A 12,820-nucleotide genomic window follows, 5' to 3' on the forward strand; every position below is an offset into this window, starting at 1 on the left:
GGGCGGGCGACCTGGTCGGGCCTGTGGACGCCGGGCCCGCGGCGTTTGTTCTGCCCCAGCGCGGGCCATCCCACCCACCGGGCCGCCGCGCAGAAATTCTGCGCGGCGGCCCTGCCGTTTGTTTCCGGTGCGATACCGGGGGCTCAGACCTTCAGACGAAGACCGAGCTCGCGCCGGAGCACCTCTTGCGAGGGGAGGCGGTTGAGCACACGCAGCACCGCAGGCCGCAGCTCCCGTTGTTCCTCTTCGCTGAGCAGTCCGACAAGATCGCGCAGATCCATATCATCGAATGCCGTTGTCATGGATCTCAGATTAAGGCCAGGGGCGTGATTCGTGCTGCGATGCATCGCCACAGGTGGGAGCATATTTTTCAGACCGTACAACCGGTTTTTTCCACGCTGCTGTCGTAGCGCGCCCGCGCGGCGAGCACGTCATCCATCCGGGTCTCCGCCCAGGCTTTGACGGCGCTCATGACCGGCTGCAGGCTGTGCCCGAGCGGGGTGAGTTCGTAGTCGACGCGGACCGGAACCTCGGCGGTGACCCGCCGCTCCACCAAGCCGTCGCGTTCCAGGGCGCGCAGCGTCTGGGTGAGCATCTTCGGGCTCACGCCCGCGATGACCCGGTTCAATTCGGCGTAGCGCCGCGGGCCGTCGGCGAGCGCGGCCAGCACCAGGCTGACCCATTTGTCGCTGATCCGGTCCAGCAACTGCCGGGTAGGGCACTCGGCGACGTACGCATCGTAGTGCTGTTTGGCCAGGTCGCGGCGCTGCGCCGCAGTCATGGTCGCCATCGAAGTACCTCTATGACGCGTCGCTTCCCGATGCCGTGCGCGCCCTGATCCCCGGTGGCGTCGACGCTGCGCTGGACGCGGCCACACTCGGCCCCACGGCACTCGCGGCGGTCCGCGGCGGCGGCCGTTTCGTTTCAATACTCATCCCGGCCACGCCTGCCCCCTTGCGCGGCATCGATGTCCGGACGGTCCTCGTGCGCGCCGACCGCGGGCAACTCGATGACCTCGTCGCGCAGGCCGACGCCGGCCGGCTCACCCTGCGCGTAGCCGAAACCTTCCCACTGACCTCCGTCGACACCGCCCACAAACGCCTGGCAGCCGGCGGCATACGCGGCCGCCTGGTACTGGTCCCCTAACCAGACCGATCCGACGAGTGGCACATGGCTGCGGAGAAGTCCGAGAGGACCTCTCCACCATGTGCCACTCGTGGACCAGCGTCAGCGGATTCGGATCGGGTCGTCGGTGGAGAGGCCGTTGCGGGTTTGGAGGGTGATGTCGATGGTGGCGGGGTGGGCGTTGGGGGCGTGGGGGGTGAATTTTTCGAGGGAGCCCCAGTCGCGTGCCCAGTCGCGGTAGAGGTAGCTGGGGATGGTTTGCGACTTCAGCAGCAGGCCGGTCCAGCCGAGGGGACCGCCGCCGATGTCGTCCTGCCAGGCGTTGGAGGCGTCGGAGCCGACGCGGTCGGGCAGGATTCGCCAGTTCGGGATCTCGGCGACGCCGTCCTTGTGGTCGAACGGCCGCTGGCATGGGAAGGCCAGGCCGACGTGCCAGTCGAGCAGCACCGGGTCCTGTGATCCGACGACCGAATTCAGCGTGGCCAGTTTGGGCAGCCGGGGTGGGGTGACGGCCAGCCACTGCTTGGGCGTGATGTCGTTGTCGACCGCGACCAGTCGCACCGCGTTCACCTCGATGGGCAGTTGGTCCAGCGGCACGCGCACATTGCGCCAAGACGGCGCGGGTCCGATGTCGAGCGGATCGATGGAGCCGAGTGTGCGGACGTCTCCGTTCTGGTCGCGAACGCCGTATTCCAGATGCAGTTCTTGACCGTAGGTGAGCACACCATCGGCGTCGATCGACCGAATGCGTCCCGCCGCGGTGATCGCGAGCACCTGGTAGGCGGGGTCGTGGCGCATGCTGTCGGTCAGGTCGAGCCGGTACCACTGTGTGGTCAGCTTCGCCTGCTGCTGGTCGCCCTCCTGGTAGCTGCCGAGCACGGGGGTCTTGGCCGGGTCGAGGCCGAACGGCAGCGCGACGGTGCTGCCGTTGACGCCCGCCTGCTCGGTGGTGCCGCCGCCCGTACCCGCGCCGGTGGTCTTGGTGGTCTTGTTCTCGGAGTCCTTCTCCACCGAGTTCGCGCCGCCGCTGACCGTCTCCTCGGCGTCGGCGGTGAGGTCGCGGGCGACCCCGTTCGGCGTGAAACCGTTGTTCTGCGCTGCCAACCCGTCCGCGGATGCGCCGGTGTAGGGCTGCAACAGCGAGTCCGCGGTGTCGGTTTCCACCAAGACCTCGTTGGCCAGCGCGCACGAATCGCCTTGCAGTGTTTCCACATTCGACTTGGTGATCGAGTACGCGGGATACTGGCCCGCCGCGGCCTTGGCCAGCGAGGCGACCTCGAAGATCACGAGCAGGGCGGCGGCGATGGTCAACGGGGCCGAGGCCCACCGGTCGAAACGCCGTGGCGCCGCGGTGCTCTCCCGCCGATACGGCTCGCGATAGTGCTGCCAGATCGCTACCAGCAACGCGACGCCGCTGAGCCCCAGGAACAGCGTGGAAAGCCCCTTACCCGCGATCAGCGGCGCCTTGTCCCACCACGGAACGCCGTAGCTGGACACGTACCACCACCCGTTCGACCCGGTGAAGGTCACCGCGAGCAGGAACAGTACCGCGGCGGCGAACAGCGAGCGGTTGCGCGGCGAGCGAATGCCGGTGGTGCCCACTGCGACCGCCGCGAGCGCGGCCAGCGACCCGGCCAGTCCGGCGTACACGCCGAAGTGATGCGTCCACTTGGTGGGGGTGAACATCATCAGGAACAGCGACGCGAAGACGATGCCGAGAATGCGTACCGACGGGCCGCGCGAGGTGCCCGGAATCCGTCCCTTGCGCAGCACCTGCAGTACGCACACCAGCAGGCACAGCAGCATCACCAGCACGCCGAAGCGCCGCGCCAGCGAACCGTCCGGCGACAGCATCAGCAGCGAGTCCCAGCGGGTGCGCTCGTCGAACCACGCCACGTTCGGGCCGACGATCGTGCGCACCCTGGTCGCTTCCAGCACCGTCGCCAGCGTCTGGTCGGCGAAGATCACCACCAGCACCAGCGTGCCCGCGGCCAGGCCGGGCGCGAGCAGCGCCGCCAATCGGAACACCATGCCCGCCCGGGAGGGGTTTCGCACCTCCGCGGGGGCGTTCACCGAGGCCGCGGCGTCCGCGGAACCAGCGGCGGCCGCATCCGCGTCCGGTCCGGTCCGGGTCGGGACGGCCCCGCGCGCACGCCTGATCAGGATCAGCAGCACCGGACGGGAGCCGGCGATCAGCGCAGCGATGCAGATCAGGCCGGTCGGGCCGGCCGCGAGCGAGAACGCGGCGATCAGGACGGCCACCGCGGCGGGCAGCAATCGCCCGGTCGCGATGGCGCGTTCGATCGAGCACCACGTGAGCAGCGCGCCCGCCGCGATCAGCGGCTCGGGACGCAGACCGTTGTCGTAGGGCAACCAGAACGCGAGAAACACCAAGCCCGCCGTCCACAGCGCCACCTTGTTGCGCCGCACCCGCGCGCCGAGACGCGGCAGCACTTCCCGGCTGATCACCAGCCAGCAGATGATTCCGGCCGCCAAGGTGGGCAGGCGCATCCACAGGCTGGCGTCGGAGATCCCGGCCATCCACGCCAGCACCTCGTAGGACCAGCCGAACGGAGCTTCGGGCACCGCGAACCACCGGTAATAGTTCGCCATGTAGCCCGCGTGATCGGACGCGCGCGCCATGTTCAGGATGTAACCGTCGTCAGAGGTGTTGGCCCCGATGACGTGCCACAGCGCCAGCGTGCCCAGCACCACACCGTCCGCGGGCGTGACCCGCCACCAGTACGCAGGCAGGAACCGCCGCGGCCTGCGGCCGTCGCTGGTGTCCAGCAGATGCAGCGCGACCAGTGCGATCAGCGTGAACACCGCGGCGGCGATCATCGCGGCCAGCTTCAGCGGCGACGGCGTCGAGGAGAATCGCGAGTCGATGTCCGCGTGCACCCGCGCGCCGTCGAGGCGACCGGCGTCCAGATCGGTGAACACGCCCACCAGTTGCGGCCGGATGTCCCGGCCGACCGTGGACCGGAATGGCGTGCCGTCCTGCCTGGACACTCCGGTGAGTTCCGCGGTCGTGGCGGCAGCGGTGGACGCGACGGTGAGCGCCGTGCACGACCCGATCTCGGACAGCGGCGCAGACAGCAGCGGGACGTCCCGCAGCACCACCGAGAGCACGCCGTCGGCCACCGAGACGACCAAGCCCTTGGTCGCCGCCTGGCCGGACGCCGCCGGAACGGTGGACAGCACGGTGCCCGCGGTGACCGATCCGGTGAGTGAGCAGGGCAGCGTCGCGTCGAACCGCAGGGGCTCGTAGGACACCAACGGCGCCGTGACGCTCGTACTGCCGGACTGGGGCCAGTCCAGGCTCGCCCGATCCTGCCGCACGGGCAGCAGCGGGGTCAGCAAGGCCAGAAGGAAGCCGAGGAGCCCCGAGACGAGGGCGATCAGTCGGCTACGGGTGAACGTTCGAGAAGCTCGGTCCGGTCGCACGGTGCTTGATGCTAGCTACCGTCCGGTGTGACCCGGACTACCGCAGCATGTGAACGTCCCACAGCCAGACGTCCTCGACCCGGGTCGGTGCGAATCCGAACAGTTGGGTGACCGTTTCGCGGAGCACGTCGCCGTTCTTGGTCGGCGGCAGCACCAGGACGTCGGCCTGCCAGAACCGCAGGTCGGTCAGCGCGCGGGCGCGGGTGTCCGCGTCGATCCGCGGCACTGCCCCGGTGTCCTGCGCCTGCACCAGCAGCGCGGTGGTCGGGCGGGCCTCCGGGCCGTAGATCCCTGTCTTGGTGGTGCCGGTCGGGCCGACGAAGTAGCCGCCGGCCAGCGGGAAGGTGAACTCGGCGTCGGCCTGCCAGCGCAGCGCCCGCGCGTCCGGGGGTCGCGGGGGCGGCACCATGACCACCGAGCCGCCCCAGACGTAGCGCCGGACCGTGCCGTCGGCGAAGAAGTCCGGTGTCGGCGCCCGATCGATCACCGGGAGGATGGTCGGAGTCAGCGGCAGCAGCGCGCAGGTGACCGCGGCGAACCAGGCCAGCGGCTGCCAGTCCGCCTCGGACTGCCGCCAGGTCGTCACCGCTCGCTCGGTGGCCAGCGCGAGCACCGCCGCGATCGCCGGGATCGCGGCCATGCTCAGCCTGCTCTCCAGCACCGTGTTCAGCAGCGGCACCTGTTCGGCCCATCGCCACGGCAGATCAATGCCGGTGGGCTGTTTGCCGATGGTGACGACCCCGCCCAGCGACAGCACGCCGAAGGCCGCGATCACCACGCTCGCCGCCCGCACTACCCGGTCACGCCACAGCAGCCCCACCGTGATGACGACCAAGAGCAGCAGCGGCCACCCGAAGTACGCGTTCTGCTCGGTGGGATTGATCGCCACGTTCTCGCCGGGAGCGAAGACGCCGCCCAGTGATTCGGACGGGAACTGCACCAGCGCCTCGAGGTCGTTGCCCATCGGACCGTGGTCGATCGAGCGGTAGCTCTGCGGGCCGAAGAACTGCCACCAGAGCGGGATCTCGGTGAGCGCGAGCGTGATCACCGCGGCCAGCGCGAGAGTGGGCGCGATCGCGCGCACCACGCGCAGCGCCGCGCGCGGTGTGTGCAGGTAGTAGACAACGGCGAACAATCCGAAGGCGAGGGCGAAGATCAGCAGCGGTTCTTCGCCGAGCGCGATCTGCAGCGCGACCAGCAGTCCCAGCGCCACCGCGTCACGAATCCGTCCGCGCGGCCGATCCGGTCCGATTCCGCCCGCCTGCCGCGCCATCCGGATCACCCGTCCCGCGATGACCGGAAGCAGCAGCAGGACCACGAAATTCGGGTGCGCGTTCGCGTGCGAGATCATCCCGGGGGCGAAGCCGCAGAAGAGTCCGCCGATCACCGCCGCGACCCGCGCGTCGACGAGTTCACGGCAGAACAGCCGATACCAGGCGAACGCCGTCCCGGCCAGGCCGGCGGTGAGCACGAGCACGAACGTGACGGTCGGCCCGAAGAGCAGGGTGACCGGTGTGAGCGGCACGCCGACACCGAACATGGCGGTGTTGGCCATCATGTTCACTCCGGCCGGGAAGTTCTGCAGGTCGGTGCCGAGCGGGTTCTGCAAGTTGGCTACCGCGTGCGCGGTGACCGCGAAGAACCATTCCCACATCGTCTGGTCCTGACCGCTTTTGATCAGGTACCCGCTGTCGGTGTTGCGCCACTGACCCGACAGCACGGTGGCCGCGAGCGCCAGATAGCCCACGCCGACGAGCAGATCGGCGCCGCCGAACCGCATGCGAGGCAGCAGCCGCGGGCGCGCGGGTCTGGTGAGCACCTTTTCTGCTGTGACGACCGCGACCGCCGAGTCCACCCATTCGGCGGGTTCGACGTCTTGTGCCTGTTTCACCTGCGCATTCTCCTCGCCGACGCTGAAGCAGCTGCCCTCTGTAACGGACCACGCCGCGCGTGGACTCACAAACGGAGGGGTTATCCACTGCGCGGCGGGTTCAACCTCCGCGCGTCGGATCGGCTCGCGGTGTGGAACCGGTCAGCGGCGGACGGTGACGAGCGTGAACGGGCCGATATCGGTTGTGGTGAAGCGCGGGTCGGCGAACAGCTCTTTGGGGAAGCTCACCGTGTAGCGCGCCACGTTCGGGTCGTTCGGGTAGACGTCCTTCGCAAGCCGCAGCGTGTAAGCGTCGCCGCTGCGCCGGAATACGAAGGCGTCCGGCGCGCGCCACGGGCTCGTCGCCAGTGCGTCGTGCAGCTCCTGCGGCGTCTTCAGCTTGCTCCAGTGCTCGATCGTCGCCGCGCGGCCCGCGAAATCGGCGAGCGGGTTGGCGTAGTGCGATGTGAGCGCCTGGAAGGCGAAGTAGGGATAGAAGGACAGGAAACTGGTGTCGGCCGTGAGCACCACGGTGTCCGAGCGCGGGCGTCCGGTCTGTGTGGTGAGGGCCGCGTCCACGTCACGGTAGAACGAAACGGCCGACGGAGCCCGCTCGTCGGCACGCCGTCCGTCGCCATCGGTGTCGGTGTAGGCGGTGGTGATCTCCGCTGCCAGGATGTGCGGAATGTCCTGGGTGAACGCCAGCGCACCGACCGTCGCGACGACGATCACCACGAGCCGGAACCGGGCGGGCTCGTTCAACGCCTGGTAGATCGCCCGAGCGCCCTCCACGAACCCGAACGCGCCCGCGCCCGCGAGCAGCACCAGCAAGACCGGCTCCAGCCGGAACGACAGCAGCGTGGTGCCCGCCGCCGTGGCCGCCATGGACAGCAGCGCCCACAGATAGATCGCGGCCACCCCGATTCCCAACGCCTGCGCCCGCCGCGACGACGCGGCGCGCAGTACCAGCCACACGGTGCCGACCAGGCACAGTGCACCGAGCAGGGAGAATTCGAACATCGGCAGCGGCAGCTCCGAACCCGCTTCCGGCAGGTAGTGCAACGCGGTGCCGGAACTCGCGGTCGCGCTGCGCAGTGCCTTCGCGAGGTACGGCGCCCACACGATGAGTGCGATCACTCCGGCGATCGCCCCTATCACCACCAGACGCAGCAGCGGCGGCACTCCCGCGCGCCAGGCACGACCGGCGCCCGTCGCGCCGCGGGTGCGGCGCGGCTGGTTGACGGCGCGCTGCTCACGCACCGCCAGCACGACCGCCAGCAGGCCCATCAGGCCGACCGCGAAAGCGGCCACAAGGAAGTAGAGGGTGTAGAAGGTGGCCGCCCAGCCGAGAAGCAGCCCGGTGCCGATGACCGCGCCCCAGCCACCAGCGGTCCGCTGCCCGGCATCCGCGGGCGTCGTGCCCGACCGGACGTCCTCCAGCGGCCGGTAGAGCGCGCCCCAGGCGAGCACGAGCGCGGGCGGAAGCAGCAGCACGATGACGGCGCTGTAGGCCTCCGGCGCGGCGTACGCCACCGTGACCGCGGTGCTCGCCGCCGCGACGCCCACGGCCCAATCCGCGCGGATCAGCTGCGACCACAGCACCAGCGCGACGACCGCGGCCACCGCGAGGAAGCCGATCGCGTACGGCTTGAATACCTCCCAGCCGTCCATCCCGAGCAGGTTCGCCACCCGCCCGCCGATCCAGAACCAGCCCGCCGGGTAGAACGACGGCAGATCCGCGTACGTCATGTCGCGCAGCGCGGCGGAGTCGGTGAGCCGGGTGAGGAACTCGGTGCGGAACTCCTGATCCACCGAGACGCCGAACAGATACAGCTTGGTCGCCGCCAGCGGCATGCCGAGCGTGACCGTGACGAACGTCGAGAGCCCCACCCAGGAAAGCAGTTTTGCGACCCAGGGCCATGTGCGCAGCCGCAGCAGCGCGATCGCGACCGCGAGCATGACCGCCGCGACGACCTGCCCGACCGTGGTCAGCGCTCGCGTGACGTTCGAGGAGTTGAAGGCGGGCCACTGCACCATGGAAAACGCGACGAGCCCGACGGCGGCGACCACGGCGGCCACGACCGCCGCGAGCGTGGCCTCCCCCGCACCGGAGGCGATCTGTCGCACCAGCAGCGCTGCCCGTCCCGGCGCCGGGGCGGGATCGGCGGGCTGCGATGGCGCCTCGCCTGTCGCGGTGACCGTGCTCAACGGACCGCTCCGCGTTCGTCGCACTCGATTACTCGCATGGCGCCTCCGGATGCACTGGGGTCGACTCCGTCAGACGATAGGTGCCCGCGTGATCGCGGATCACGCGGGCATTGGGTCCTAGCCCGATCGCCGGATCAGATGGGCAGTCTGCGGAAGATCGCGCGCGGGACGTGCCGCAGGATCATCATCACGTAGCGGAAGGCGCCCGGCGCCCAGACCAGTTCCTTGCCCTTCTGCGAGGCCGAAACCGCCAGCACCGCGACGTCTTCCTTGTCGACGGTGAACGGGGCCTCTTTGACGTGCGCGGAGAACTTGGTCCGCACCATGCCGGGCCGGATCACCAGCACGCGCGGGCCGTGCGGGCGCAGCGCCTCGCCGAGCCCGAGGTAGAAGCCGTCCAGGCCGGCCTTGGTCGACCCGTAGACGAAGTTCGAGCGCCGTACCCGTTCACCGGCGACCGAGGACATGGCGATGATCCGCCCGAAGCCCTGCGCCTTCATCTTCTCGCCGACCAGCACGCCGACGGACACCGCCGCGGTGTAGTTGATCTGCGCGACCTGCACGGCCTTGCGCTGGTTCTGCCACAGTTGTTCGGGATCGCCGTCGAGGGCGAAGGCCACGATGGCGACGTCCACGTCGCCCGCGTCCCACGCGGCGTCGATCACCTTCGGGTGACTGTCGGTGTCCAGCGCGTCGAAATCGATGACATCGACCTGGCTGGCGCCCGCGGCCTTCATCTGGGCGACCGCGTCCTCGCGCAGCGGATCGCCGGGCAGCGTCGCGAGGATGATGCGCGCGGTGCCTTTCCTCAGGTACTGCGCGCAGATTGCCAAGCCGATCTCCGAGGTGCCACCCAGCAGCAGAATCGACTGCGGGTTGCCAACGGCATTGATCACTGCAGCTCCAGCCTTCTTGCCATATCGGACATGAAAACGCCTGTGGGATCGACGCTGCGGCGGACCTTGATCCACTCGTCGATCCGCGGGTACATCTGGTGGAACGTCTCCGCGGTGGTCCGCGAGTCCTTCGCGGTGTACAGCCGCCCACCGAACTCGAGCACCCGGCGGTCCAGCTCGCTGACCAGCTCGTTCAGGCCCCGCTTGATCGGGAAGTCGACGCAGATGTTCCAGCCCGGCATCGGGAAGCTCAGCGGGGCCTGGTTGCCCGGCCCGAACAGCTTGAACACGTTCAGCGCCGAGTAGTGCCCGGACGCCTGGATATCGATGATGATCCGCTTGAACTCCTCGACCGCCTCGGTCGGCACCACGAACTGGTACTGCAGGAAGCCGTTCGAGCCGTAGCCACGGTTCCACTCCGCGATCATGTCCAGCGGGTGGTAGAACTGCGTCAGATTCTGCACCTTGCCGGTGTAGTTGCCGCCCATCCGGTAGTACGCCTCGCCGATGGACATCAGCGTGAGCTTGTTCATCGTCCAGTTCGGGAAGATGTCCGGGACGGTCATCAGCTGCGGCGCGTCGAACTTCAGCGGCTTGCTGCGCAGCCGCTTCGGCAACTCGTCCAGCTTCGCCAGCCTGCCGCGGGTGATGGTGGCCCGGCCCAGCTTGGGCAGCGGGCTGATCACGTCGAACCAGGCGCTCGAGTAGGTGTAGTTCGCCTCGCTGCCGTCGCTGTGCGCGGCGATGGTCTCGTCGAGCGTCGTGGTCTTCACGCCGTCGTTGAGGAAGTAGGCGGTTTCCGTCGGCGCCATCTCGATGGTCGCGCGCAGGATGATGCCGGTGAGCCCGTTGCCGCCGACGGTGGCCCAGAACAGTTTGGCGTTGCGCTTCGGTGTGATGTGCTGCACCTGCCCGTCGGCGGTGAGCAGATCGATCGAGCGCACGTGGTTGCCGAAGCTGCCCTCGCTGTGGTGGTTCTTGCCGTGGATATCGGAGGCGATCGCCCCGCCGATGGTCACCTGGCGGGTGCCGGGCAGCACCGGAACCCAGAGCCCGAACGGCAGCGCGGCCTTCATGAGCTGGTCCAGGCTGACGCCACCGTCCACGTCCACGATCCGCGTATCGCGGTCGATCCGGTGGATGTTGTTCAGGGCGGTCATATCGACGACCAGTCCGCCTGCGTTCTGCGCGTGGTCGCCGTAGGAGCGGCCGAGGCCGCGGGCGATCACACCGCGCCGTAGATGGGCGGGCTTGCCGTCGTTGTCCTCGGCGACCATGGCGACTGCCTTGGCGATCAGTTCGGGATCGCTGGTCGAGAGCACTTCGGAAGAGGTGGGTGCGGTGCGACCCCACCCGGTCAACGTGCGGGTGCGCGTCGGAAGAGTGAACGCGTTCCCCGCGGCCGGGCCGTCGTTCGTGACGCCGGCGCCTTTGTCGTTCCCGGTTGTCGTGGTGGCGGTCGGAGCTTTCGTGGACATCGGCATAGAGGCTACAGGTATGACGCCGGATCCGGTCGGGGTCGCGGTACCCACGGGTAGTGACGAACACGTCGTTTAGAACCGAATCCATCCAGCGGGCTCCTCGGCGCTACGCTCGTCGGCGTGCAAGCCGAACCCCACCTGCCGCTCCCGGCCGAGTTGCCGCTGGTCGACGAGCCGGGCGGCACCGATGTCGACCTCAAGACGCAGATCATCCGGTTCACCCTCACCGGCGGGTTCTCGGCCGTCGTCGACTACGGGCTCTACAGCCTGCTGCTCAACCTGGTCGGCCTACCGGTCAGCGTCGCCAAGTCGATCGGCTTCGTGGCGGGCACCACGACCGCCTACCTGATCAATCGGCGCTGGACCTTCCAGGCCCCGCCCAGCCGCCTCCGCTTCCTCGCGGTGGTCGCGCTCTATGCGGTCACCTTCGCGGTGCAGGTCGGTATCAACGCCGTGCTCTACCACGCCTTGGACGAGGTGTGGTGGCGTCAGCCGCTGGCCTTCGTCGTGGCCCAGGGCACCGCGACGGTCATCAACTTCGTCGTCCAGCGCCTGGTCATCTTCAAGATCGGGACCGATCGATCGGACGCGTCCAGCGGGCGCGGGACGTCCAGCGGGCGCGGAACGTCCAGCGGGCGCGGAACGGGGGCCGAAGCGGTCAGCGGGTGAGCCGGAACAGGGCCGGCGTCACGGTTCTGCGCTTTGGCGCCGAAGTAGTCCCCGCCCTTGGCGCGCATGTTGTCGGTGCCCCATTCGCGTTGCTCCCGTGTGGCGGGGACCAGGTGCGGGATGTGCTTGCGGCAGTGGATGTATGCCTCTTCGATGTCGATCACTACCCAGTGCTGCGCGACGCGGCCATGGTGGTTGGGGGGTAAGTCGGTCACGGCGCCGCGCAGCGCGGGGTCGGCGACGATGCGTGCCGAACCGTTGATGTGCAGTCCGATGAGATCCTGCACGAAATCGATCAGCAGAATGCCGACGTGCGGGTTCTCCAGGATGTTGCCGAGACTGGCCATCACGCCGTTGCCACGGTATTCCGGGTAGGCGATCGTGCGTTCGTCGATGACGTGCAGAAAACCGGGAAGCCCGGCACGGAAACTAGCGTCGCATTCGCCCCGTTTGTCCGCGGTGGCGATGAAGGCCATATCCATGCGGCCGATGAATTCGATCATCGCGGCATTGAGCCGGTCCAGCACCTGATCGTCGTAGAACCGCTGGGCTCGGTCCTGTGTGCCGTACCTTTCCTGCAGTTCGCGCTCGCCGACGCTGCCGATCTGTGTACCTCGCATCTCCGCCCCTCTGGGTCGTCGGAATCAGGATCCACGAGGCTCGACGTTGAACCGCGGCGCACCGAAATCCCGTTCATTTTAGATGAGAACCGCACGGCAAAACTTCGAAATCAACGTTGAGAATGCACTGAATCGACCCGTGGCGCAAGGGTTTCCGAAAATTAGCTACAATCCGACCGGCCGGGATTGTCCGGGCGTGCTCAATTGGCCGGAGGCCGCGAAGATCTGGGATCTCCGGAAGATCCAGGGCCTCATGATCGAGGCTCCACAGTCGCACCGTCGTCGCCGCACCCGTTTTCGCGCGCAGCGAGGTCGAGCATTGCCCAGCGGCCCGGGCTCATATCCGTGTGTCCGTTGCGTCCGCTATGACGTTCGCGAGCGGCGGCCAGCCAGCGGAGCGCGCCCGCGGCCGGTGCAACCCAGAACCGCGGATACCGCGGCACGCAACGCATCGGCCCTGCTCCGTTTTTGGAGCGGAGCGAGACCGAGCATGCTCCGTTCGCG

Annotated in this window: 8 protein-coding genes and 2 pseudogenes; 2 read left to right on the forward strand and 8 right to left on the reverse strand. The window is 68.5% G+C overall.

The features are described from left to right. Positions 1-143: 143 nt before the first annotated feature. Both AB0M45_RS11805 and AB0M45_RS11810 read right to left on the reverse strand, forming a co-directional pair. Positions 144-302 carry a hypothetical protein gene (locus AB0M45_RS11805; RefSeq protein ID WP_169333839.1) on the reverse strand — a complete coding sequence of 53 codons (159 nt, stop codon included), beginning with the start codon at positions 300-302 and terminating at the stop codon, positions 144-146. A gap of 68 nt (positions 303-370) precedes the next feature. Continuing rightward, positions 371-790 carry a helix-turn-helix domain-containing protein gene (locus tag AB0M45_RS11810; RefSeq protein WP_364326291.1) on the reverse strand — a complete coding sequence of 140 codons (420 nt, stop codon included), beginning with the start codon at positions 788-790 and terminating at the stop codon, positions 371-373. A 26-nt stretch (positions 791-816) separates the two neighbouring features. Between AB0M45_RS11810 and AB0M45_RS11815 the strand changes: the two are divergent. Further along, positions 817-1,146: pseudogene (locus tag AB0M45_RS11815) on the forward strand (zinc-binding dehydrogenase); the annotation flags it as partial. Between the two features lie 81 nt (positions 1,147-1,227). On the opposite strand, the gene AB0M45_RS11820 reads toward AB0M45_RS11815, so the two are convergent. From AB0M45_RS11820 to AB0M45_RS11840, 5 genes are all read right to left on the reverse strand, one after another. After that, positions 1,228-4,572: an arabinosyltransferase domain-containing protein gene (locus AB0M45_RS11820; RefSeq protein WP_364326294.1), complete on the reverse strand. Its 3,345-nt coding sequence runs from the start codon at positions 4,570-4,572 to the stop codon at positions 1,228-1,230. A 37-nt stretch (positions 4,573-4,609) separates the two neighbouring features. Further along, complete coding sequence (locus AB0M45_RS11825) at positions 4,610-6,463, reverse strand: glycosyl transferase (protein WP_364326297.1); 1,854 nt, start codon at positions 6,461-6,463, stop codon at positions 4,610-4,612. A gap of 141 nt (positions 6,464-6,604) precedes the next feature. Continuing rightward, positions 6,605-8,569, reverse strand: coding sequence for a galactan 5-O-arabinofuranosyltransferase (locus tag AB0M45_RS11830; RefSeq protein WP_364326776.1), 1,965 nt, complete (start codon positions 8,567-8,569; stop codon positions 6,605-6,607). Between the two features lie 215 nt (positions 8,570-8,784). Next, the gene (locus AB0M45_RS11835; RefSeq protein ID WP_364326300.1) at positions 8,785-9,546 is read right to left on the reverse strand and encodes a decaprenylphospho-beta-D-erythro-pentofuranosid-2-ulose 2-reductase; all 762 of its coding nucleotides are present in this window, start codon (positions 9,544-9,546) and stop codon (positions 8,785-8,787) included. Beyond that, complete coding sequence (locus tag AB0M45_RS11840) at positions 9,543-11,030, reverse strand: FAD-binding oxidoreductase (RefSeq protein ID WP_364326302.1); 1,488 nt, start codon at positions 11,028-11,030, stop codon at positions 9,543-9,545. Before AB0M45_RS11840 ends, AB0M45_RS11835 begins: the two co-directional genes overlap by 4 nt. A 117-nt stretch (positions 11,031-11,147) precedes the next feature. Here AB0M45_RS11840 and AB0M45_RS11845 point away from each other — a divergent pair. Then, a pseudogene (locus AB0M45_RS11845) lies at positions 11,148-11,597 on the forward strand (GtrA family protein); the annotation flags it as partial. On the opposite strand, the gene AB0M45_RS11850 reads toward AB0M45_RS11845, so the two are convergent. Beyond that, positions 11,516-12,316 (reverse strand): pyridoxamine 5'-phosphate oxidase family protein, encoded by an 801-nt coding sequence (locus tag AB0M45_RS11850; protein WP_364326305.1) that lies wholly within the window; start codon positions 12,314-12,316, stop codon positions 11,516-11,518. The pseudogene AB0M45_RS11845 and the gene AB0M45_RS11850 overlap by 82 nt on opposite strands. Positions 12,317-12,820: the final 504 nt, after the last annotated feature.

It is taken from the genome of Nocardia sp. NPDC051787 (genome assembly GCF_040681325.1).
Classification (GTDB): Bacteria; Actinomycetota; Actinomycetes; order Mycobacteriales; family Mycobacteriaceae; genus Nocardia.

Coding starts and splice junctions, on each gene's coding strand:
- AB0M45_RS11805 (WP_169333839.1), bottom strand. CDS start 302: ATGACAACGGCATTCGATGATATGGATCTGCGCGATCTTGTCGGACTG.
- AB0M45_RS11810 (WP_364326291.1), bottom strand. CDS start 790: ATGGCGACCATGACTGCGGCGCAGCGCCGCGACCTGGCCAAACAGCAC.
- AB0M45_RS11840 (WP_364326302.1), bottom strand. CDS start 11,030: ATGCCGATGTCCACGAAAGCTCCGACCGCCACCACGACAACCGGGAAC.
- AB0M45_RS11850 (WP_364326305.1), bottom strand. CDS start 12,316: ATGCGAGGTACACAGATCGGCAGCGTCGGCGAGCGCGAACTGCAGGAA.